Origin of the sequence: Eubacterium ramulus, assembly GCF_045002895.1 — a bacterium.
GTDB classification, from domain to species: Bacteria; Bacillota; Clostridia; order Lachnospirales; family Lachnospiraceae; genus Eubacterium_I; species Eubacterium_I ramulus.
On the sequence record NZ_CP173382.1, the window covers coordinates 339,212 to 363,265 of the forward strand.

Consider the following 24,054-nt stretch of genomic DNA (forward strand, 5'->3'; position numbering starts at 1 on the left):
AGCAAGTGGGATGTTTTATGGTTCTTTTTTTGATTTTTACTGGTAAAAATATTTACATTTTACCAATAAAATAGTATATTGATTTTACTGGATAAAGTAAGTTGACGTGTTGGCAAGGGTTAAATAAAGCAGAGAGGAGAGAATACTATGGTAAGAAAAGCAGTGAAAAGATGGGAAGACAATCAGATAACCGGAATCGGCAGAAGAAATGCCAGAACTTCTTTTTACAAAGATTCCCAGAAACGAATGAGTTTGAACGGACAATGGGCGTTTTTGTATCTGGATGCACCGGAACTTTCGCCGGAAGGATTCGAACAGCCGGGACCGCAGGAAGGCTGGGATCAGATCGATGTACCGTCCGTGTGGCAGCTGCGTGGATATGACCGGATGCACTATACCGATGTATTGTATCCGTTTCCGATCAATCCGCCTTATGTTCCGGATGAAAATCCAACCGGAATTTATAAAAGAACCATCTGTCTGGATGAAGCATGGCTGGAAAAAGATACGATCCTGAAATTCCATGGGGTAGACAGTGCATTTGATGTATGGGTAAATGGAATGCATGCAGGTTTTGGTAAGGTGAGCCGTCTTCCGTCTGAATTTGATATCACAAAGCTGGTAAAAGCCGGAGTAAATGACCTTACAGTACGTGTATATAAATGGTCCGATGGTACTTATCTGGAAGATCAGGATATGTGGTGGATGTCCGGTATTTTCCGGGATGTCGAGCTGATCAATGAAGAAAAAAATGCAATCCTCGATGTGCAGGTGGACGGAACACTGGATGACAGCTATCAAACAGGATTGTTCACAGCCAGAATCACAGGGAAGCAGCCACTACAACAGGCTGCATGGAAGCTTTCTTACCGGAGCGAGGTGGTTGCTTCCGGAGAAGCTGCCGCAAAAGAGGCGCAGATCAGTGTGAACGCGGAACTTAGGGATGTGCATCCATGGACAGCTGAGACACCGGAATTATACGAGTTTACCGTCAGTACTGGGACACAGGAAGTGACGGTGCGGTGCGGTTTTCGCAGAATTGAGATCAAAGAGGACAATTTCCGCATCAATGGCCAGGTGATTTTGCTGAACGGAGTGAATCATCATGATTATAATCCGACGGAAGGAAGAACTGTCACAAGGGAACAGATGGAAGCGGATATCCGTCTGATGAAACAGTACAATATCAATGCGGTACGCTGCTCCCATTATCCTGCAAATGAATATTTTTATGATCTGTGTGATGCATATGGTCTTTATGTGATCAATGAAGCAGATCTGGAATGTCATGGATTCGAGTGGGTAGAAAATTATACCTGGATCACAGATGATCCTGCATGGGAAGCCATGTATGTGGACCGCAGCGTCCGCATGGTGCAAAGAGACCGCAATCATCCATCCATTATTATCTGGTCCATGGGAAATGAATCTGCCTTCGGCTGTAATTTCAAAAGTGCAGCGAAAGCGATCCGGACACTGGATGATACCAGACTGATCCATTATGAAGGTGATTTTGAGGCAGAAGTGACCGATGTATATTCTACGATGTATACACGGTTAAAAGGTCTGAAAGAAATTGCCGAATACGAAGTAAAAGGAAACAAACCGCATGTGATGTGCGAGTACGGGCATGCGATGGGAAATGGTCCGGGCGGATTAAAAGCATATCAGGATATGTATCGCAAGTATAAACGCCTGCAGGGTGGATTTCTCTGGGAATGGTATGACCATGGAATCTATACGGAGGAAGATGGAGAAATCTATTACAAATACGGTGGAAACTATGGTGATTTTCCTACGAACGGAAACTTTTGTATTGATGGAATCCTGATGCCGGACCGAACCCCTTCTCCGGGAATGGAAGAGTATAAGCAGATCATTGCGCCGGTAGATATTACCGGTGTGGAAGGAAGTATGCGGAAAATCCGCATATCCAACTATTATGATTTTCTGGATCTGGATGCTGTGACACTTCATTGGGAGGTTGTTGCGGAAGATGTTGCCATACAGGAAGGCTGGATAACAGATCTCGCTGTGGCACCGCATGACAGCACGGTTCTTACGTTGCCGATCGCACCGTTTGAATTGCAGGCAAATACAGATTATTATATCAATCTGACCGTATGTCAGAAGGAGGACAGCCTGTTTGCGCCGGCCGGCCATGAGATCAAAAAAGTACAGATCCCGATGCAGATCCGCAGAGATGAATTTTCCGTGCGGGAAGCAGCCGATCCGCTCCGGGTGTCAGATCGCGCAGGCATCCTTACAGTGGAAAACAGCCTGGTGAAAGCAAGATTCAGTACCGTATTTGGAAAACTGCTTTCATTTGGAACGGAAGACAGAGCCTATCTGACCGAAGGACCGAGAATGAATGTCTATCGTGCTACCATCGATAACGATATGTATAAAAAAGAAGACTGGATGAATAAATATTTTCTGCAGAAACCGGTAGAAGAGACTGCGTATGTCAACTGGGAGGAAGAAGCAGACAGAATAATTGTCCGGATCGGAACATATTTCAGCTGTTACAATCAGTCCTGGGGATTTAACTGTGACTACACGTATGAGATTTATTCCTGTGGACAAATGCGTGTAGAGCTTCAGGGAAAAGCGGTGCAGAGAGGAAAACTGGAGCCGGAATTTTTCCCGCGTATCGGCATCACGATGAGGGCAGACCGTAAGCTTCAGAACACCATGTGGTATGGCATGGGACCGGGCGAGAGCTATGTGGACAGCAAAGCCGCTTCTATTATGGGCATTTATAAAAATACCGTAGACGGAATGATGACGAATTATGTATTCCCACAGGAAAACGGACACCGTGAACAGGTGAAATGGTTCCGTATCGGAGATGGCAGGGATGGACTGTTATGCCAGATGAAAGCGCCGCTCGGACTGAATCTTGCCAACTATACGGATGAAAGTCTGGAACAGGCGCAACATCCGTTCGCAATTGAAAAAGCGGACGATGTGATCATTCATTTGGATTATCTGCATTCCGGTCTTGGAAGCAACAGCTGCGGAGAAGAACAGCTGGAAGAAAATAAAGTAAAGCTGCAGGATTTTGCACTGGCATTTACACTTCAGACGGTAACGGACGGAAGTGAGATCAGAGAAGCAAGAAAACAGTATATCAGCTGAGAGTCAATCCCCCAGCTGATATAGCCTCCGGCACGATTGCAGAGGTGCGCAGTAGAAGTATGTCATGCGTTGTATGACGTGCATCTCGCAGCAAGAATGCCGAGGGCATTCTTGAAATAAGGCTACCGCAATCCCACTGGTTTTAGACGGTGGGTTAAGGTAGCTAAAAATCAGAAATTATTGTATACTCATGACATGGAAACATGGAAATCTAAAAACAGACACAAATACCTATTACAATATCACATTATTTTCGTCTGCAAATATAGGAAGAAATTACTGGTTTCGAGACAGATATCAGATGATATAAAGCAGTATTCATATGAGATATGTCAAAGGCACAGTGTTATTATCAGATATATGGAAACGGATAAAGACCATATTCATTACATGATAGAGACAGGACCAACAATGTTTATTAGTAAGATTGTAAACCTGATGAAGAACTATACAACATACCATATATGGAAAAGATATCCCCAATATTTACGAAAACAATTTTGGAAAGAACATACCTTTTGGACAGATGGATATTTTGCCTGTAGTGTAGGAAATGTATCGGAAGAAATGCTGAAAAGATATATAGAAAATCAAGGTTGGGAAAGAGGGTAACAGTGGATGTTAAAGGCATATAAATACAGAATATATCCTAATAATGAGCAGAAAATACAAATTGCAAAAACATTTGGCTGTTGCCGTTTTGTATATAATCAGACACTGGCATACCGGAAAGAAGTATATGAGAAAGAGAAAAAATCAGTTAGTAAAACTGACTGTAACAATTACTGCAACAGACAATTAAAGAAAGAATATGAATGGCTGAAAGAAGTGGATAAATTTGCTCTGACAAATGCGATTTACAACATGGATGCTGCATATCAGAAATTTTTTAAGGAACATGCAGGTTATCCGAAGTTTAAGAGTAAACACGATAATCATAAGTCATATACAACAAATTTTACGAATGGCAATATAGCAGTAGATTTCGAGGAAAATAGAGTAAAACTGCCTAAATTAAAAAATGTAAAAGCAAAACTGCACAGAAATTTTAGCGGGCAGATAAAATCGGCAACGATATCACAAATTCCGAGTGGAAAATATTATGTATCAATTTTAGTGGAAACAGAACATGTGGAACTGCCACATGTAAATCAAAATACAGGAATAGATTTAGGTATTAAGGAGTTATGTATTACTTCAGCTGGAAAGAAATACGAAAATCCAAAAATCATCAGAAAATACGAAAAGAAACTGATAAAACTGCAAAGGCAGTTAGCCCATAAAGAGAAAAGAAGTCAAAATTACTACAAAACAAAGAAAAAGATAGCATTATGCCATGAAAAAATAACAAATACCAGAAAAGATTATCTGCACAAGATGTCCCATGAGATTATCAGCGAAAACCAAGTGATAGTTTCGGAAGATTTGCAGATAAAAAACATGGTAAAAAATCACCGTTTGGCAAAGTCTATAAGTGATGTATCATGGTATGAGCTTACAAGACAGTTAGAATATAAGGCAAAGTGGAATGGCAGAAAATATGTCAAAATAGACACATTCTATGCCAGTAGCCAGCTGTGTTCAGTCTGTGGATACCAAAATACAGAGACAAAAAATCTATCAGTAAGGGAATGGACATGTCCTGTCTGTGGAACAAATCATGACAGGGATATCAACGCAGCAAAAAATATACTGGAAGAAGGATTAAGACAAATAGCATAAAAATAACAATATAGGGCAGGGACTGCCCGAATTAACGCCTGTGGAGATAGTAGGTTACGAGGTCTGCGAAGCAGGAAGCCCATTGGCTTTAGACAATGGGTAGTTCACTCTCGTTCAGATGTTTACCGCATTTGTGCTTTCCACGATCAGCATGTTTGTATTCGGAGAGACTGATTTTCAGGTTACGACCAAGGGATGGCTCAGCGTCTTATATCTCGCTGTGATCAGTACGACCATCTGTTATCTGCTTCAGACCGCTTGTCAGAAGTACGTGGAAGAAACAAAAGCAGCCATCATACTTTGTATGGAGTCCGTATTTGGAACGATGTTTTCCATTATCATTCTGCATGAAGTGATCACACCACGCATGGTGGTCGGCTGTATCATTATCCTGATTGCCGTAATTATTTCCAATCTGTCGGAATCCGGCGGAGAAGGAAATGGGGAAAACTTGCAAAAGGCAGGAGAAACCGCATAGTAAATGTGAAGCAAACAATGAGATAAAAAAGCTCCCGGGAGGAACCACCTCCCGGGAACTTTTTTATCTCAGTCGAGAAGACTCTCACTTTTATATGTCAGCTTTCGCTGACCAAAATCACGCACCAAGACTCACGTGCGTTCGACTTGAAATACAGAATGATTTTTTACAGGAATATATACTTCAGGATGAACAGCACTGCCAGAATATACATGAGCAGGCTGATCTTCTTCTTTTTCGCATTACCTGTAATCACGTTTAATACGACATAAGAGATAACGCCCATAGAGATACCTTCGGAAATGCTGTAGAAGAACGGCATTGCCAGAATACAGATATAACATGGAATTGCCTCAATGACATCATTAAAGTTGATGTTTGCCACATTTGTCAGCATGTAGAATCCTACGATTACCAGTGCCGGAGCTGTCGCGAAGGACGGGATGGCAAGGAAGATCGGGGATAACAGCAGAGACAGTGCAAACAGTACGGCGGTTGTAATGGAAGTCAGACCGGTACGGCCGCCTTCGGATACACCGGAAGCACTCTCTACGAAAGTTGTGGTTGTGGAAACACCGAGAACAGCGCCTGCAGTAGTACCAACAGCGTCAGCCAGTAACGCACCTTTGATACGCGGAAGCTTGCCGTCTTTGTCCAGCATGCCTGCTTTGGTAGATACACCGATCAGAGTTCCGATGGTATCAAACATATCTACGAATAAGAAAGCAAACAGGATAACCACAAAGTTCAGTGATAAGATACCGGAGAAATCCATCTTACAGAAGATCGGAGCAATACTCGGAATGGACAGACCGTTGCTGAAATCCGGGATCAGCGTATAGAAGCCAAGATCCGGGTTTGGAACATACAGTCCGACACCCTGACAGATCAGGCCCAGCGCCCAGGTGATCAGGATTCCCCAGAGGATATTTCCTTTGACATTTTTAATAACCAGAGCACCGGTGATGATGATACCGATGATGGCAAGCAGAACTGTGATTCCTACATCATGGAACGTAGCGCTTACGCCATTTACCTCATTGTAGCCATCGACAGAGAACAGCTGAAGCAGTGTGGAACCGCCGATGACGATATGTGCGTTCTGCAGGCCGATAAATGCGATAAACAGACCGATACCAACGCTGACTGCAGATTTCAGATTCTGCGGGATCGCATTGAAGATAGCTTCACGCACGTTTGTCAGGGACAGAACGATGAAGATGATACCTTCCGCGAAGACAGCAGCCAGAGCATACTGCCAGCTGTATCCCATGCCGAGCACGACGGTATAAGCGAAGTACGCATTCAGTCCCATACCCGGTGCCAGGGCAAACGGATAGTTGGCAAACAGCGCCATTGCGAGTGTACCAATAAATGCAGCCAGTGCGGTTGCAGTGAAGACAGCTCCGTGATCCATACCGGCGGCAGACATGATACTTGGGTTGACTGCCAGAATGTATGCCATGGTCATGAAGCTTGTGATTCCGGCAATAATCTCAGTTTTGACATTTGTGCCGTTTTCTTTGAGCTTGAAAAATTTTTCTAACATAACTTCCCTCTCCTTAGTTTGTTAAATGAAATGAGTAACTCACACATTATAGCGTTTTTCCGGGAAGAAAGAAAGAGCTTTTTTACGAAATCATACGAATATTTCCGATCATTACAGTATTTATATGTATACATTAGAAACAGTAATGCAATACAGAAATACAGCTTATAAAATTCCATGCTCAATTTACAGTTTCTTTTTCAGCATCTCCGGATTGGAAGCGTAGGAAAGCGCGGTCTCAGGAGCCACTGTGCCTTCTCTGACCAGCAGCTGAAGGCTGTAATCCATCGAATGCATGTCTTCTTTATTCGCCGAGTAGACGGTTCCGTCAATCTGCGGGATCTTATTATCACGGATCATATTCCGGATGGCAGGGGTAACCGTCATGATCTCAAATGCAGGAACCTGCGTGCCGTCCAGGGCAGGAACAAGCTGCTGCGAGATCACCGCCTGCAATACCATGGAAAGCTGTACGGCGATCTGCCGCTGCTGGTTTGCCGGAAATACATCAATGATGCGGTCAATGGTATTGGCTGCACCGATGGTGTGAAGCGTGGAAAAAACGAGATGACCGGTCTCTGCCGCAGTCATGGCGACATCCATCGTTTCATAATCACGCATTTCGCCCAGCAGAATAACGTCCGGGCTCTGGCGGAGGGACGCACGCAGCGCATTGACATAGCTGAGTGTATCGATACTGATCTCACGCTGACTGACGATACTTTTGTCATGCCGGTGCAGGTATTCGATGGGATCCTCCAGCGTGATAATATGCTTTTCCATCGTGTGGTTGATCTGGTTGACCAGACACGCAAGCGTGGTGGATTTGCCGCTTCCGGCAGGACCGGTGACCAGAACCATGCCCTTGGAGAGACCGGCGAATTTCATGACCGGAGCAGGAATACCGATGTCTTCCGGGCGCGGCAGCTCAAACGTGATGACACGGATGACCGCAGAGAGTGCACCACGCTGCTTGTAAGCACTGACACGGAAACGGGAGAGCCCCGGAATGGCAAATGAAAAGTCATCATCTCCCCGTTCCAGAAGCGGCGAAAGGTCACGGGCCTGCGCCAGTTCATAAAGCTGTTGTACAAACTCACTGGTCTGCGGCGGCATGAGCCGTTCCCCCTGTTCTCTTAAAATCCGGCCGTTGGCCCGGTAGGATACCGGCAGACCGGCGATGATAAAAATATCCGAAGCCTGGTCGACGACGGCTTTTTGCAATAATTCAATCACATTCATCTGAAACACCTCATGTATTGTTACAGTTCACTCATCATATGTATTCAAATATTAATCAGTTGCAGTACGGTCACTTCCAAGAACCGGAAGCGTTGTTTGCTCTTCCCAGCCGGAGACTGCGGTTTCCCGCCAGGCGGTGATCCGGCGTGTGTGGGATGCGGCATCTGCACTTACGGTCAGCTGCAGATTCTGGCTGTCACTTACCGGGATCAGGGCAGTGATTTCAAATACCGGGCGTTCTGCGTCCTGCCGTTCTACAGAAACGGAGATCGCAGGTACAGTTCCTGCAAGTGCTTCCAATGCCGGCTCCGGTGTCTCCGATTCCAGCGCCTCATCAATCTGTGCCAGCAGGGCAGAAGCCTGTGTACTGGCAGCAGCGTATTCGGTCTGGTGTTTTGCCAGCGCCTGACTGTAGGACTGATCCCGCAGGGCACTGGAGAGCGTCAGTGCGGCGAAGGTAACCAGACATAAAATAATGAAAATGACCAGCAGATAAGACGTACCGATCTGAAATCCGGGCATGGAATCCGGACGTTTTTTGCGTTGCATCGTCACGCACCTCCTTTGCCGGGAACCGGACAATAGTCTGTTTCCGTGGAATAGATCACGGGATCCTCATCCGGAGTGTTGCCATTCAGGCGCGAAGCCGTAAAACAGCCATGCAGCAGACGACCGGAGGGCTGTATCCGGATCTGCAGCGTGTAAGCAGCATCCACATGTGTGCAAAGCTGCCAGCTACTGTCGTAGCAGAGCGTGTAATCCGCGGAACCGTCCGGCTGCCGGGTGCAGCTGACCCGGTCACCAAAGATATCCGTAAAGTCCCCGCCGCTCAGAAAAATCTCCGTACAGCCGGATACCTTTTCCAGAGCGGCATTCAATTCCTGTGTCTGACGGCTGATCTGATGTGCACGTGCAAAGAACTGTACACAGACGGCAGAAGTCAGACTGAAAAATAAAATTGCAATGATAAGTTCCAGCAGAAACAGGCTGGAACGCTTGGCTGGTGTTCGTTTCATAATATACTCCTGTAGGTCATCGGCTGCTCTTGATGCTGACGTAAGTATCCGACAGATTGCCATTACTGTCTGTGCAGGACAGATGGAACAGCCCGTCACGGGATTCTTCAAAGGAAAATCCATCTGTGGCGAGGATTTCCCGTCCGTCGCCGGCAGAAGCCGCTACCCCTTCTTTGATAAAAAGTTCCCGCAGATATCCGTCGTATGCGTAGAGGTATGTCACGTAGGACTGTCCGGAGTATTCCTGCCGGATCAGGATGGCATCCTGGCCGTCGAAAGTTCCTGCATCAATGGCGTCACTGCTATCTGCCTGATGCAGCTTTTCCGTCACATAAGACAGCGCGGTACAGCTGGCATAAGAATCCTCTGAGGTGTGGACCTGGCGGCTGTAAGAGCCGGAAGCCAGAACGACCAACGCCACAGAAGACGCAGCCAGTGCAAAAAACAGAGCCAGAGGAAAGAGAAAATCTATGACATGTTTTCGTTCCGTATATTCTTTTCGATACATCGTCATACCTCCGTTTCTATCGTTCGATCACTGTAATATCCGGCAGCAGATTGGCACCGCCGATCTGATAATCCACAAAAAACAGATCCGTATCATAGCGGATGCCGCAGGTATCCTTTAAGTCCTGCAGTGTCTCCGGGTAGCGCCCTTCCAGCGCATAATATTGGGTAACACCCCGCCAGAGCGCATGCTCCAGGCTGTTTTTCTGTTCCTGCCGTGTGCGGTTGGAAATCCGTGTGATTCCCACGGAGAACAGTCCGCAGATAACGACGAAGATCAGCAGGGAGAGACAGAGATTCCGGAACGGGTGCGGAGACTTCCCGTGGTAAAACCGCCGGTTGTCAGGTACAGGTATCATCGCAGCCACCTCCTAGAGTCCTGCCATGATGCCAAGCAGCGGCAGCATGACAGAGAGCAGAATGATGCCAACGATCACCGACAGGATAATGACCAGTGTCGGTTCGAGGACAGCGAGAAAAGAAGTGATATGTTCCCTCAGTTCTTCCTCGCAGCGGTCCGCAATCTGCTCCATCACTTCATCCATCATGCCGGATTTCCCGGCGATGGCAGTCATACGGGCGTAGACACCGGTGAAAACCTTTGTTTTTACAAGTGCACCGGAAAACTCTGTGCCCTGTTCGATTTCGGCACAGCACTGATCGATCCGTTCCAGGTAGAAGGGATCCTCAATCAGATTTCTGGAAAATTCCAGACCACGTTCCGGTGTCAGTCCACTTTTCAAAGCCAGTGCCATGGCACCGGCGAAGCGGCAGCTGTCGGAACAATCCGCGATCTCACGGAAATGGCGGAAACGGTGTCCAAGTTTTCCGGCCAGATGACGGCCTTTTTCGGTACGGGTCAGCACGATACCGACTGCAATTACAGCTGCGATCAGGATGACAAATACCAGGGCATAGCGTGACAGAACGCTGCCAAGCAGCAGGATCCCTTTGGAGAGACCGGTCATCTCGGTGCCAAGCTGTACAAATACCTGCTGAAAGACCGGCATGACTTTTGTAATCAGGATTACAATGACTACCAGCATCAGAATGATCATGATCAGTGGGTAGGACAGGGAACTGCGGATGCTCCGGCTCAGACTTTCTTCCCGCTGATAGTGTGCGGACAGAGATTCCATGACATCGTCAAGCCGCCCGGTTTCTTCTCCGATGGCAGTCATATGAATCAGATAAGAGGGAAATACCCCTGTCCGGCTCAGCGCATCTGCGAAGGTGCCGCCGGATTGCATGGACTGATACATGGTGTCCAGCAGAGTCTTTTCCGCATCGTTTTGGGTATCTTCCATCAGCAGTTCCAGCCCCTCCAGAGCTGAAATGCCGGATCGCAGGATCATACCCATCTCACCGCAAAAGGATGCGAGTTCCGGGTAAGACAGCGATTTTTGCTGTAAATGTTCCATTCTGTGTGCCTCCGTTCTTTTATCGTTTCTGAAATCAAAAGTTATACATAGCTGCTTTTTTATGAAAAGGTTTTCCTATGGAATAACTGTGAAATTTCCTTATTATATATAAGTGTATTTATAAGTGCATCTGAAATGCAGCAAAGGTGTACGGACCGGTGTCCGGGATCAGTATGTATACTTTGTCGTATAGTTGGAACCATCGCCGACATATTTCTTTACATTTGCCGCACTGTTGCTGGCAGCCAGCGTCGGATCCATCAGGGACCAGTGCCTGCCGTCGAACTTGATGATACCGTCCACCCAGCCGACTTCATCCACATAGCAGCTGATCCATGCGTGGTAGACCTCACCGGAATAGCCGACATCCAGTTTGGTGGGGATACGCTGGGAACGCAGCATGGCAGACATCAGAGAGGCATAGTCAAAGCAGATGCCTTTCCCGGTGGCCAGAGTATCATCCGGTACCGGGACATATCCGTAGGGAACCGCGTCCGCTTTCTCCTGGTCGTAAGTAATATGCTTGATCACAAAATTATAAATATTGGTAACAACATCCAGATCCGAGGAAGATCCCTCCGCCAGCGCTTCGCCTTTTGCCACGCAGGCCGAATCCTGTGTGAAGTTCACATAGAAATTCGGATACAGGAAAGGGGAAAATTCATCGCGGATGCTCACATCCAGATCCTGGGTAAATGAAATCGCATACAGGTTGTTCTCCACAGACACAGATTCGAGCAGCGTGATCTTGTAAGAACCGCTCCCGCCGGGCAGCGGATAGACGGAATCCGTATCAGAATCTGTCACCGGATAGGTGTATTCCGTGCCATCCGGCAGCGTCACCTGTAGCTTAACCTTTTCATTACTGCCGGTGTATCGCAGCATGACATAGCCGTCCGAGGTGTGCGAAGCATCCACAGATACGATGTCACTGCCGTAAGTCACGATCCCGTCCGCCTGTGGAACCAGCACCTGTGCCGTGGCATCCCGTGTGCCGTCCGCCTGTGCGGTCTGTACGGAAGCATCCGCACCGGAATCAGAATCATGGCTATCCGGAGAAGAACAGCCGGTCAGTGCGATGCAGATACACAGCATGCACAGAAACAACAGAAGCAATCTGTTCCGAAGAAAGCGGTCTGGCCGATACGATATAGAGTTGTAAAAGTCCACGAAATCAGATGCCCCCTCTCTGTTGGTTGAGAAAATATATCAGCTGGGAGTCAATCCCCCAGCTGATATAGCCTCCGGCAGGATTGCAGAGGTGCGCAGTAGAAGTATGTCATGCAATTGCATGACGCGCACCTCGCAGCAAGAATGCCGAGGAATTCTTGAATTGTTACATTTAATGAGTTGTGTAATTGTAAGTATAGCATATCTGACGGGCAGACGCAAAACGAATCGCAGGAAATGCCTTAGGAAACGGAACGGAAATTGTCATTGACAAATTATTAGACTGATTTTAAAATAAAAACAGACAAGGAGAAATCGTTAAAAGGGAAACGAGGAAAAACGAATGAATGAAAAAACAGCAATACTGAATGTTCGGATGCTTGGGGATTTTTCTATTACATATGAGGGGCGCCAGGTGTCATTCGGAAAAAACACGACGACAAAAGCGATGAAACTGCTCCAGATTCTTATTTATTATGGCGAGCAGGGCATTGCACGTGAAAAGTTGTTAAATGCACTGTATGTGAGAGAAGAACTGGCAGATGCGGCGAATAATCTGCGTGTGACAGCACACCGTCTGAAGAAAATGATCATAGATGCGGGACTACCGGAACATGACTATATCGTCATCAAAAAAGGTATTTACAGATGGAATGCACCGGTTCCGACCGTTGTGGATGCGAGAGAATTCCAGAAGATGTATGAAGAAGCGCAGAACTGCGCAGACACAAGACAGAAGGAAGAACTGCTCAAGCAGGTCTGCGACATGTACCGCGGAGAATTCCTGCCGGAGATCTCCGGTGATGAGTGGGTACTGCTGGAGAGTGTACAGTATAAGAAACTGTACAGCAATGCACTGAAAGAACTGTGCGACGGTCTGATCGAAAAATGCGACTACGAGGAGGCATTGCTCTTCTGTGAGCCTGCATGCCGCCTGTATCCGTTCGATGAATGGCAGAGCATCAAGATCGAATGCTTCCTTGGTATGAAACGTTACAAAGAAGCGATGAAAGAGTATGACGACACGGCGAAATTGTTCTTTGAGGAGCTGGGGATCAGCCCTTCCGAACGTCTGATGGAACAGTTCGACCAGATGAGCAGCCAGCTGAAACATGTGAAACCGAAAGAAATCCAGGATATCAAGCAGCGGCTGAAAGAAGAGAAAGGACAGGGCGGTGCTTACTATTGCAGCCTTCCAAGCTTCCGTGACAGCTACCGTCTGGTGACACGTATGCTGGAGCGAAGCGGTCAGTCTGCATATCTGATGCTGTGCAGCTTGACAGACGGCAAAGGACATCCGCTGGAAAAACCGGAGAAGCTGGAGCTCCTGTCAGAAGAATTACAGAATACGATCCAGCATTGCCTGCGAAAAGGAGATTCCTTTACCAAATACAGTCCGTCACAGTATCTGGTACTTCTGATCGGAACGAACAAAGAGAATTGTGGACTGATATTTGACCGTATCCGGAAGTATTTTGCCAGAGAGCACAGAAGCTGGAACAAATATGTGGAATTCTATGTATCTTCCGTGGCAGAAGTGGATAACCTGGATACCCCGATTCAGTTCCGAAATGATGATAGCGGCTGGAAGTAACATCTGGAAAAGATGGAAGAGACAGCGCAGCAGTTGATACAACAGACGGAATATGAGGGGGAACGAATATATGGAACAGAAGCACCCGATTGCCTGGCATGTTCCAAATCTCATTAATATCTGCATCGACAGCGTGGAAGACGGAGAAATGACGGGGAAAATCTATCATTGCTATAGCGAAGAAGCGATAGCTTTCAGCAATATCATCCGGATGATTGAGACAGTAGAAGAATTTTTTGATTGTCTGCAATTTCCCCAGGCAGCTACACAGACACGTTCTTTTCACAGAAAAGAATCTGTACAGAGACAGAAACTGGAAAAGAAGCTGGAACAGGAACAGATATTACAGATGCGGGGACAGAAAGGAACCTTTTTATTAAATGTAAAATATCGTCAGAATTCATCCTGGCAGGGATTTCTCCAATGGGTGGAAGAAGACGAAGCCTGGCAGTTTGCCAGTGTACTGGAATTTATCAAAATATTAAATAACGCTTTGGATTAGCGAAAACAGAGATCTCCATCACATCATTAAAAAAGATGTGATGGAGATTTTTTGTTAATAAAAACGTGAAAAATATTACAAATTATTACACGATTGCAGAAAAACGTGAAAAAGTTAAAAAAGTTAATATCGTAACAGGGAATGTAATGTTTCCTGTAATGTCAGATGAGATAGAATACCAACATAGAACGAAGCAATGAGTTAAGAATAAAAAAGAAGGTACTGACATGAGTGAAAGACAGAAAAAAACCGAGACATTTATTATAAAAATCATGAATCAGCAGAATTCGACCTGGCAGGGAAGTGTAACCTGGGTAGACGAGCAACGCGAACAGTACTTTCGCAGTGCTCTGGAGCTGCTCAAGCTGATAGACGGAGCACTGGTAACAAAGAATGACAGCGAAGATACATGCAGTGATAAAAGATAGAAGGAGGACGCCATGAAACATACAAAGAAGAAAAAACTACTGGCATTTGTGCTTTGCATGGTGTTGGTGTTGAGTACAGCGATCACAGCATTCGCTGTTGATGGAAACTTTTATTATGTGCCGAAGGATACCGTGGAATTATCCCATGAAATAATGAAAGATGGTGCATCGCAGGGAACTTTATATGCGACCGTACCGGGAGGCACATTCAAGTCAAGTACAGACAATGCCGAGCTGCAGATGGATATGCAGGAAGAGACATCAGAGTCTACGGTACTGGAAGCTGTTCAGACAGAACTGGAGAATACAGGCAATACCGGATATACTGTTCATCAGGCAGTTATGGGAGATGTTTCCTTCCGGATCAGCACAGAAGATAAAGCACAGATTCCGGAAAAAGCAGTTAATTTCCGGTTTGAAAATACATCCCTGGATACAGCGCATGCAATGGGATTTGTATATGACAGTTCTGATGAGACAATTACTTTATATGAGCTGAAAGAAGATACTCTTCAATTCGAAGAGGATATAAAATTGGAAACAGAGACAGTTGTGGTTGGTTGTTTTGATGTAGTTGAAAAGACAGCAGAAGAAAAAGTGGAAGATGGTACTAAACCAGAAGATACAAAAGCGTCAACAGGAGTTGAAGCAATTACACAAGAAAGTAATAATATTCAGGTTGCTGATGTACAGGGAACAGTAAGTATTATTGAAAATTACGGAAAACTGACAGCTAATTACAGTGATACAGCAGTAGAAGTTGGATATGTCTGGTATCGAAGCATAAATGGTGCAACTGAGGAACAACAGATTCCAACGCAGTATTACAGTACGACAGGTACAAATCTCGGAAAAGATATTAGCACTGATGGAAAAGACCTCTACATTGCATTGAATGGTGGAGCACTTAAATACAACGGAAATGAAACAGTTAATTATAAAGTAGAAGCTTATGCTAAAGATGATTTGAATGAGTACGGATTGCCAAAGGAAGGAACAACGGCACTTGCAACAAGTTCCGTGTATAATGTAACTGGATATTATGAGGTTCAGAATGGCAGTTTTGAAACACCTTCTGTTACAAAACTTCATTCAAATAATACGAACAACTGGCAGTTCTCAAATGAAAATTATAAAAGATTAGACGGTGTTTGGCAGACAACAGGTACACATGATGCAGAAGATCCCAGATGGTCTGATCCGGATGGCGCGGATATCGAAATTGTTACGACATTAGGACCATCATTAAAATTTCAGGAGTACGACGATCAGAGATATAATTGGCATGGAGATGAGATAGCAGCAGATGGAAATCAGTTTGCAGGACTTAACTGTGCAGCCGCCGGAGCATTATATCAGGATGTCCTTACGACACCTGGAGAAGTTTTAAATTATCAGGTGGCACATAGAGCACGAGGATCGAACGGAAATGATAGCTCTGCGGTAGAAAATGATACAATGTATGTTGTTGCAATGTCCAGTGACCTGGCTAAAAATATTACGACTCAGGCTCAGGTGTTAGACGTTGTCAATAATAAGGAAAAGTATCCGGGAGCAATGGTTGCTACCTATACAGACGGAGATCGTTCTTGGACAACTCATCAGGGAACTTATACTGTAGCAAGTAATCAGTATTCTACACGTTTCTTCTTCGTTGCAGGTAGTACAGCATCCAATATTGATACAGTCGGAAACTTTATTGATAATGTAAGATTTACACGAGACAGATTGACACCTGTAGCAGGTACAGCAAATATTACTGTAACCAAAACCATTACCGGTTTGAACGCTGCAGATGCAGAAACATTGGCTAAGAAGCTTTCATTTAAAGTAGGAAATGTAAGCACCTTATCATATAATGATATGACCTGGACATATGAAAATGGTGTTTACAGAGGAAGTACGATTGTAAATATTCCACAGGATAAATGTGGTGACATCAATATCGAAGAAACAGGTACATTAGATGTATCGGGATATACTAGAAATACATCTATATTCGTAGACAGTACAGTAGCCGGAAGCGGAATAACTTCTACAAATATGAACATTGCAGTTGGAAATTCCAGGAGTGTAGAATTTAAAAATAACTATTCTCAGAATGGAGGTTCCGGCGAAACTGTTGAAAGCAAAATGTTACATGAGAAGTACATCAAACGTAATACTGATGGTACATATGACATTACGCTGAATGCTTCCGGAACAATCGGCTCCGATGTAAAAAAAGCTTTTGTTGATATTGTATTGGTGGTTGATACTTCTGGTAGTATGGAAGGAGATAATTTAACAAGTACAAAAAATGCAATTAACGCCTTAGTAGATGCCTTCGATGCAAAAAAGGAAACAGTAGATACAAAATACAAATTAGTCACCTTTAGTTCATCAGCTAAAACAAAAACAGATGATTGGGTTAATGGAATAAACCTGAAGAAAGAAGCAGGAAAATTGTCCGCAGATGGCGGAACCAATTACGACCAGGGATTAACAAAAGCTGCCACCGCAATAAATAGCAGTAGTAGAGAAAATGCAAAGAAAATTGTCATTTTCCTGACAGATGGAAAACCGACTTACTATGGAACAAAACCATATGGATATGGAAATGAGACAAGCAAAAAAACGCTTGAGGCTGCAGTAAGATCTGCTGGTAAGATTAGCTGCGAGAAGTTTTATGCAGTTGGAATTGGACTTCCACCTTCTATTAATATTTATACACATGATGAGTATAAAACATGGCGACATTATTATACTTGTCCAGATAATGGAACTTATTCTAATGGATACGATATTTATGAGCAAATCAGTGGTTTAGATATTTTAAATAGGCTATCTGGAGCAGTTAGTGCAAGTACCAAAAGAGCTATTAATTATTCGGATCCTTCCGATCTTACAAAAGAATTCACTAGTATTGCAGGTGACATCTTAACTCTGGCATGCTCAGAGGTTACAATTACTGATACATTAAGCCAGTATGTTGATACAACAGCTAATACAAAAATTAAAGTAAATATCGCACAGAAAAACGCAAATAATTACACAGATGTGCCAGGCAATGGACGTGAATTTACATTAACGGATGGTTCTTTAACTGGTGGTGAGGTTTACGAAGGTAGTGATAAAATTGCTACGGTAAGTTATGATAAAGATAGTAAAACTGCAACACTAAAATTTGAAAATGATTATACTTTCAAAAAAGATTACTATTATTATCTGTCCATCACAAATGTTGTGCCAAACCAGACTGCATTTGATAAGTATCAAAACGATGGTTATACAAACCAAGGTGATGATTACACAGATGCATCTTTAAATGGTTATTCTGCAGTTGGAAATGGAACATCATCAAAACAGGCAGGTTTCTATTCAAACAGCCAAGCAACGATTTCCTATAAGTGGAAAGATAGCAACGTTACAGAAAATTATAGAAAACCAGTTGTTCAAGTTGAACAGATTAATGTTAACAAAAATTGGGTGGGAATCAGTGATCCAAAGGATACCGTTTTAGTACAGTTAATTGATAAAAGTGGAAACCCAGTTTCGGGACGCATACTTGAATTGTTACCTGGAAAAAATTACAGTGGTTCTTTCACTGTAGAAGAATCAGATAACTATGGCGGTATTCGTGAGTTGAAGCTGGATGACACTGGAACAATTAATTATAATGGTCATAGATACAGTATGATAGCACCAGATGGAACAACAACCATCAGCGGAACAACATATACAGTAACGTATAGTACATCTGGTAATAGTTATACCATTACAAATACCAAGAACACTCAGAAAATTAAAATCCTGAAGACAAGACATGCGGAAGGTACATCTGATATTTATCTGAAAGGTGCAGAATTTACGCTACTAGACAATAATGGAAACCAAGTGACTATTGGTACAAATACAAATGGAACATATATTTCTGGTGAAGACGGTCTAGTATTAGAGGGTGATATAACTTATGGAACATATATATTGACCGAGGTGAAAGCACCATCAGGTTATACCAAACTGGCAGATCCAATTACTGTAACAGTAAATGATGATGGTATTACAGTTTCAGAAAATACAAATGTAAAGATTGAAAAACAAAATAATACCTACATCATTACGGTAGCAAATAATTTGCTTTATGAACTGCCTCATACCGGCGGACCTGGAATCTTCTTGTATATGATCGGCGGAATGCTTCTTATGGGAGGCGCAGCATGGATCTTATATAAAAACAAACGCAGGGAGGTGCTGAAAAGATAGGATTTTATAACTCGACTTTTCAGCGGCCTGCCGCCGCTGGCAACAACAAATCAATTTAACTATCTTCCCGAAACGGGACAAGATAAATGGGTAAACCCCAAAAAGAAAAGGAGAAAACGAGATGAAAAAGATGAAAAAAATCTTAGCAGTGATTTTATCACTGGCAATGGTACTCGGAATGAGTATTACCGCTTTCGCAGCAAAAACAGGCGCAACGCTTGAAGTAAAAGGTCTTGCAACATATGCAGAACAGAAAGTAGATATTTATGAAATCTACAGATTAGATGCCAATGATAATGGCTGGGTAGCAGCAGATTGGACAAAAGATACAGGTGTGACACCGGAAACATTAAATACTGAAGCTGTGATTTCAAAATTAAAAACTGAAGCTCTGAAGACAACAGCTACTGCTACAAAAAATTCTAAAGAGATTTCAACAGGAAAATTTGCTAGCAATGTTAATTTTGAAAACTTGCAGGCAGGTGCTTATTTAGTAATTGTTACAGATTCTGTTAATAAAACAGAATACAGCACAATGGTAGCAAAAACATATAAGTATGATGAAAAAAACAATCTGATTGCACCATTAGATGCATCCGTAGTTGCAAAAGCAAAAGGATATCATACAGGCAAAGAGGCAGATAAAACAAACGCTGAAGTTGGAGATTTAGTTACATATAAAGTAAAAACAACAGTTCCTTATCAGGAAGTAAAACCGAATGGTCAGAAACTTGTAACTGAATTCAAGGTATCTGATAACTTAACAGGTGCTACATTCTACCTTAAAGGAGATCCTGTAAAAGGAACAGCTGCAGTTAATACAATTACTGTAAATGGAGTAACAGTTGAAGGATTCGCAAAACTGGATGAAAGTTTACATGGACAGAGCTCTTTTAATCTTGATTTAATGGGTCTTGTAAAAGATGATAACACATATGCAGGTCAGGAAGTAGTTATTACTTATACTGCTCTGGTAGATAAAGCAAATACTGTTGCAAACAAAGCTACCTCTACACAGGATCCGAAAGGTACAACTACAAAAACATATTCAGGTAATGCAAAAATTACAAAATTAGAAGTTAATACAACACATGTATTAAAAGGTGCAGAGTTCGTTGTATACAGAATGAACGGTGCCGTAAAAGAGTATGCTGTAATTGATGCTAATGGTTGGATTACAGGTCAGTGGATTGCAGAAACTACAAAAGATGAAGTTCCGGCTGGATTAGGAACAACACTTACTACCGCTGATGACGGAACTGTTACTGTAAAAGGTCTTAAAGCTGGTGATTACTATTTCAAAGAGGTAGTTGCTCCGGATGGATACAGCATTAACAATAATGATATTGCATTTACAATGGCAGAAACAACAGATGAGACTACTGGAGTAGTTACAGGCGTTGCTCCAACACAGCCAGAGCTTATCAAAATGTACGACTCCAAACTTTCCGCTCTTCCATCTACCGGTGGTATGGGTACTACACTCTTCACAATCGCAGGTTGTGCAATCATGGTTGCAGCAGCAGGATTCTTCTTCGCTAGCCGCAAAAGAGTAAACAAATAAATAACGAATCAGTAAGTTTTACTGAATAAAAAAGGTAATCCGGGGCGATAGCCGCCCCGGATTAATAAAAAATGTGGTATAATAGATATGCCACCATAAATTAATGAGATACATACAACAACAAGGAGAGGCCGGATGAAAAAGAAAGTAAGTAAATTTTTTATAGTCATTATATTTTTAGCCGGATTGTCCTTATTGCTGTATCCTTTCGTAGCAAATCAGTGGAATAATCACCGACAGAAACAGCTCATCAGCAGTTATGAAGATAACCTCACACAGATGACAGAAGCCGGAGATATTGATTATGCGAAGGAGCTGAAGAAAGCACAGGCATACAACGACGCACTGGTACCGAGTATCCTGCCGGATTCCTTTGCTGTGGCGGATGCCAGAGAGGAAGAAGACAGTACCTATATGAATTGCCTGAACCTGACCGGGGACGGCATGATGGGAATCGTAGAGATTCCAAAGATCGCCATCAAGCTTCCGATTTATCACGGAACAAGTGATGAAGTGCTGCAGCAGGCAGCAGGACATCTGGAAGGAAGTTCCCTTCCGATTGGCGGTGAGAGCACACATGCAGTTATTTCCGCACACCGCGGTTTACCGAGTGCTTCACTTTTTACCGATCTGGATCAGATGAAGATCGGCGATCATTTCCTGATTCATGTGCTGGACAACACATTATGTTACGAAGTGGATCAGATTCTGGTGGTTGAACCGGAAGATACCGATGCACTGGCCGTTGAAGAGGGAGAAGATCTGGTGACATTGCTGACCTGTACCCCATATGGTGTGAATACACAGAGACTTCTGGTGCGTGGACACCGTGTGGATTATGTGGCAGATGAAGTAGCAGCAGAGCAGACACCGCTCAGCGGCATCAGCCTTCATACAAATTATCTGCTCTGGGTAATCGTAGGAATTTTGATTACCGGGGTGTTTATCCTGATTCTGTTTATCAGAGAGAAACGATTCAGAAAGAAAGCAGCACGGGAGAAGGAAACAGAAGAATGAAAGAAGTAGAACCGCAGGAGAAACCTGCAAAGAAAAAGAGGAGATTGGCTCCGGTTCTTTTCGGCTTATTGTTTCTCGTTGGATTCGGCATCCTGGCTTATCCGACGATCTCTAATCAGTGGAATACATACCGACAGAATCAGCTGATCAGTAATTATGAAGATAACTTACAGTCCCTGGATGCGACTGATTTTACCGATGAGTGGCAGAAAGCGGAAGCCTTTAATCAGACCATTACCGACAATGATCTCTACGGAGATGTGTTTGGCGAAGATGACGGTGATCTGAAGAATACAGATTACTGGAAGGTCCTGAATGTAGAAGACAACGGAGTGATGGGATATCTGTCCATTCCGAAGATCAATATCAAACTTGCAATTTATCATGGAACCGGCGATGATGTACTCCAGACCGGAGTCGGACATCTGAACGGTACGAAGCTTCCGATTGGAGGAGAAAGCAATCATGCAGTGCTGGCGGCACACAGAGGCCTGCCGAGTGCCAGACTTTTTACCGATATCGATCAGCTGGAAGCCGGTGACAAATTTTACATCCATGTGTTGGATGAGGTACTTGCCTATCAGGTGGATCAGATTCTGCCGATGGTGGACAAGGATGATCATGAGACGTTGCAGAATGCATTGAAGATTGAGGATGGAAAGGATCAGGTGACCTTATTTACCTGTACACCGTATGGTGTCAATTCCCACAGACTTCTTGTCAGAGGTACGAGAGTACCATATAATGGAGAAGAGGAAGTAACAGGTTCCGTAGCAGACACGATGCTGCATGCGATCCAGAACTACTATATGTTATATCTGCTTCTCGGAATTGCGATCACGGTTCTGATCATTGTGATCATGAAAGTCGCATCAGGAAGAAAACAGCGCAATACATAGAGGAAAGACATTAAAGGAGGAGACGAGGCGATGATGAAAAAAAGAGTAAAACAAGGAAGTGCCATCTTACTGGCATTGGCCGTGGCATTGTCGGTATTCGTTCTGCCTGGTGTATGGGCGGCGAGTGCGATAGATGTGGATAGAAAAGACTGCTCGGTGGAGTTTTCCGTGGGCGGTGAGTATGAGGAACTGAACACGAATGACCTGTCGGTAAAGCTGTATCGGGTCGCTTCTGTGGATAAAGCCGGAGCTTATACACCGGTGGGTGACTTTTCCGGACTGGATCTGAGTGCACTGAGCCGGGAGAATAAGGATTCCGCAGCTAAATGGTTGGAACGTGCACAGGCTGCAGAGGATATGGTGACAGCCAACACCGCTGTTGCAGCAGATCCTACCATCAAAAACGGAAAAGCTGCGGTGAAAAATCTGGAGACCGGACTTTATCTCGTATCGGTAGAACAGCTGGTAACACCGAATTATGTCTATACATTTACACCGTATCTGATTTCTCTGCCGAATAACTATTACAGCGGCGAGGGAACCAGCGATGCCTGGGTATATAATCTCACCGGTGACAATGCCATCGGCCTGAAACCGGAGCAGCAGCAGAGAACCGGAGATCTGATCATCAACAAGACATTGAAAAATCAGAATACTACTTTTGGCGATAAGGCAACCTTCGTTTTCCAGATCGATATTACAAATGGTGATAAGAAAGAAAGCAAAGTCGAGGCACTGACCTTTGATAATGTTGGTGATCAGTCCGTACATCTCACAGGACTTCCGGCAGGGGCTGTCGTGAAAGTGACTGAGGTATACAGCGGGGCATCTTATGACCTGAAATCTGACAACGGAGTTGAGACAGAGATCAAAGCAAATGATGAATACAGCCAGGCGGATGCACCGGTGGCAGAGGTTTCCTTTGTCAATGACGTCAATGACAGTACCAATGGCGGCTACGGCGTGATCAACCATTTTGAATTAAATGATAAGGGCTTGTATGATATTGCTGAAGTGAGATAAAAGGAGGGATGCCAAATGAGAAAGCTACATAAGAAACCACTGGTTCTGGCGGCTGCAGCGATCGCTCTGACCGGCTCCCTGACCGTGGGAAGTGCCATGGCATATTTTACGACATATGCCACAGCGGGCGGTGGTGTCAAGATGAATATGGGATTCACGACCACTGTTCCGGATGAGAAGATCGATGAAAAAGGCAAACATGTCACCATCATCAATAAAGGTGATTATGATTGTTTCGTCAGAGTCAAAGCATTTGCGCCGGTGGCACTGACGTATCTGGCACCGGATGGTGGATGGCAGGCTGGTGATGACGGATACTGGTATTATGAAAGTGTCCTTCCGGCAGGTGAAACGACGAAGCACGAGCTGAATATCTCTTATCAGTTCCCGTCAGGTGACGGAAAAGCTTCTGAATTCAATGTCGTAGTCATTCAGGAATGTACACCGGTTCTGTTCGATGAAAATGGAAATGCCTATGCTGACTGGAATCATGCAGTGACAGCAGACAGTGGCGATACACAGGAGTAGGAGGTAGG

At 44.2% G+C, this 24,054-nt stretch carries 21 protein-coding genes; 13 read left to right on the forward strand and 8 right to left on the reverse strand.

The genetic code is table 11. From position 1 onward, the window contains the following. Window positions 1-147: 147 nt before the first annotated feature. From ACIRUQ_RS01645 to ACIRUQ_RS01660, 4 genes are all read left to right on the forward strand, one after another. Complete coding sequence (locus tag ACIRUQ_RS01645) at window positions 148-3,141, forward strand: glycoside hydrolase family 2 TIM barrel-domain containing protein (RefSeq protein ID WP_055290494.1); 2,994 nt, start codon at window positions 148-150, stop codon at window positions 3,139-3,141. Between the two features lie 195 nt (window positions 3,142-3,336). Continuing rightward, on the forward strand, window positions 3,337-3,753 hold the full coding sequence (gene tnpA, locus ACIRUQ_RS01650) for an IS200/IS605 family transposase (RefSeq protein WP_055290495.1): 417 nt from the start codon (window positions 3,337-3,339) through the stop codon (window positions 3,751-3,753). Window positions 3,754-3,759: 6 nt separating this feature from the next. Further along, window positions 3,760-4,863, forward strand: coding sequence for an IS200/IS605 family element RNA-guided endonuclease TnpB (gene tnpB, locus ACIRUQ_RS01655; RefSeq protein WP_404856520.1), 1,104 nt, complete (start codon window positions 3,760-3,762; stop codon window positions 4,861-4,863). A gap of 118 nt (window positions 4,864-4,981) precedes the next feature. Further along, a complete protein-coding gene (locus ACIRUQ_RS01660; protein ID WP_242853581.1) occupies window positions 4,982-5,341 on the forward strand; it encodes a DMT family transporter in 360 nt (119 codons plus the stop codon). A gap of 166 nt (window positions 5,342-5,507) precedes the next feature. On the opposite strand, the gene ACIRUQ_RS01665 is transcribed toward ACIRUQ_RS01660, so the two are convergent. From ACIRUQ_RS01665 to ACIRUQ_RS01700, 8 genes are all read right to left on the reverse strand, one after another. Then, complete coding sequence (locus tag ACIRUQ_RS01665; RefSeq protein WP_055289781.1) at window positions 5,508-6,890, reverse strand: NCS2 family permease; 1,383 nt, start codon at window positions 6,888-6,890, stop codon at window positions 5,508-5,510. A gap of 186 nt (window positions 6,891-7,076) precedes the next feature. Next, window positions 7,077-8,132: a type IV pilus twitching motility protein PilT gene (locus ACIRUQ_RS01670; protein WP_055289783.1), complete on the reverse strand. Its 1,056-nt coding sequence runs from the start codon at window positions 8,130-8,132 to the stop codon at window positions 7,077-7,079. 51 nt (window positions 8,133-8,183) lie between these two features. Next, the gene (locus tag ACIRUQ_RS01675) at window positions 8,184-8,681 is read right to left on the reverse strand and encodes a hypothetical protein (RefSeq protein WP_055289785.1); all 498 of its coding nucleotides are present in this window, start codon (window positions 8,679-8,681) and stop codon (window positions 8,184-8,186) included. A gap of 2 nt (window positions 8,682-8,683) precedes the next feature. Continuing rightward, window positions 8,684-9,148, reverse strand: coding sequence for a type II secretion system protein J (locus ACIRUQ_RS01680; RefSeq protein WP_055289787.1), 465 nt, complete (start codon window positions 9,146-9,148; stop codon window positions 8,684-8,686). 16 nt (window positions 9,149-9,164) lie between these two features. Next, on the reverse strand, window positions 9,165-9,656 hold the full coding sequence (locus ACIRUQ_RS01685) for a DUF4860 domain-containing protein (protein ID WP_055289789.1): 492 nt from the start codon (window positions 9,654-9,656) through the stop codon (window positions 9,165-9,167). A gap of 16 nt (window positions 9,657-9,672) precedes the next feature. Continuing rightward, window positions 9,673-10,014, reverse strand: a complete 342-nt coding sequence (locus tag ACIRUQ_RS01690; RefSeq protein WP_022036275.1) for a hypothetical protein — start codon at window positions 10,012-10,014, stop codon at window positions 9,673-9,675. A gap of 12 nt (window positions 10,015-10,026) precedes the next feature. Next, window positions 10,027-11,076 carry a type II secretion system F family protein gene (locus ACIRUQ_RS01695; RefSeq protein WP_055289791.1) on the reverse strand — a complete coding sequence of 350 codons (1,050 nt, stop codon included), beginning with the start codon at window positions 11,074-11,076 and terminating at the stop codon, window positions 10,027-10,029. Between the two features lie 168 nt (window positions 11,077-11,244). Beyond that, entirely contained in the window at window positions 11,245-12,171 is a 927-nt protein-coding gene (locus ACIRUQ_RS01700; protein ID WP_055289946.1) for a transglutaminase-like domain-containing protein, read from the reverse strand. A 418-nt stretch (window positions 12,172-12,589) separates the two neighbouring features. On the opposite strand from ACIRUQ_RS01700, the gene ACIRUQ_RS01705 reads away from it, so the two are divergent. The 9 genes from ACIRUQ_RS01705 to ACIRUQ_RS01745 all read left to right on the forward strand — a co-directional run bounded on the left by ACIRUQ_RS01705 (window position 12,590) and on the right by ACIRUQ_RS01745 (window position 24,046). Next, entirely contained in the window at window positions 12,590-13,840 is a 1,251-nt protein-coding gene (locus tag ACIRUQ_RS01705; protein ID WP_055289793.1) for a BTAD domain-containing putative transcriptional regulator, read from the forward strand. A gap of 70 nt (window positions 13,841-13,910) precedes the next feature. Continuing rightward, the gene (locus ACIRUQ_RS01710) at window positions 13,911-14,342 is read left to right on the forward strand and encodes a hypothetical protein (protein ID WP_082432727.1); all 432 of its coding nucleotides are present in this window, start codon (window positions 13,911-13,913) and stop codon (window positions 14,340-14,342) included. A 227-nt stretch (window positions 14,343-14,569) separates the two neighbouring features. Then, window positions 14,570-14,770: a hypothetical protein gene (locus ACIRUQ_RS01715; RefSeq protein ID WP_022035969.1), complete on the forward strand. Its 201-nt coding sequence runs from the start codon at window positions 14,570-14,572 to the stop codon at window positions 14,768-14,770. Window positions 14,771-14,782: 12 nt separating this feature from the next. Further along, the gene (locus ACIRUQ_RS01720; protein ID WP_055289795.1) at window positions 14,783-19,015 is read left to right on the forward strand and encodes a VWA domain-containing protein; all 4,233 of its coding nucleotides are present in this window, start codon (window positions 14,783-14,785) and stop codon (window positions 19,013-19,015) included. Between the two features lie 121 nt (window positions 19,016-19,136). After that, complete coding sequence (locus tag ACIRUQ_RS01725) at window positions 19,137-20,579, forward strand: SpaH/EbpB family LPXTG-anchored major pilin (protein ID WP_055289797.1); 1,443 nt, start codon at window positions 19,137-19,139, stop codon at window positions 20,577-20,579. A gap of 135 nt (window positions 20,580-20,714) precedes the next feature. Continuing rightward, the gene (locus tag ACIRUQ_RS01730) at window positions 20,715-21,596 is read left to right on the forward strand and encodes a class C sortase (protein WP_055289799.1); all 882 of its coding nucleotides are present in this window, start codon (window positions 20,715-20,717) and stop codon (window positions 21,594-21,596) included. Beyond that, window positions 21,593-22,495, forward strand: a complete 903-nt coding sequence (locus ACIRUQ_RS01735; protein ID WP_055289801.1) for a class C sortase — start codon at window positions 21,593-21,595, stop codon at window positions 22,493-22,495. Before ACIRUQ_RS01730 ends, ACIRUQ_RS01735 begins: the two co-directional genes overlap by 4 nt. 30 nt (window positions 22,496-22,525) lie before the next feature. After that, on the forward strand, window positions 22,526-23,518 hold the full coding sequence (locus ACIRUQ_RS01740) for a DUF5979 domain-containing protein (protein ID WP_055289803.1): 993 nt from the start codon (window positions 22,526-22,528) through the stop codon (window positions 23,516-23,518). A 15-nt stretch (window positions 23,519-23,533) separates the two neighbouring features. Then, on the forward strand, window positions 23,534-24,046 hold the full coding sequence (locus tag ACIRUQ_RS01745; protein ID WP_055289805.1) for a hypothetical protein: 513 nt from the start codon (window positions 23,534-23,536) through the stop codon (window positions 24,044-24,046). The last annotated feature ends 8 nt before the right edge of the window (window positions 24,047-24,054 follow it).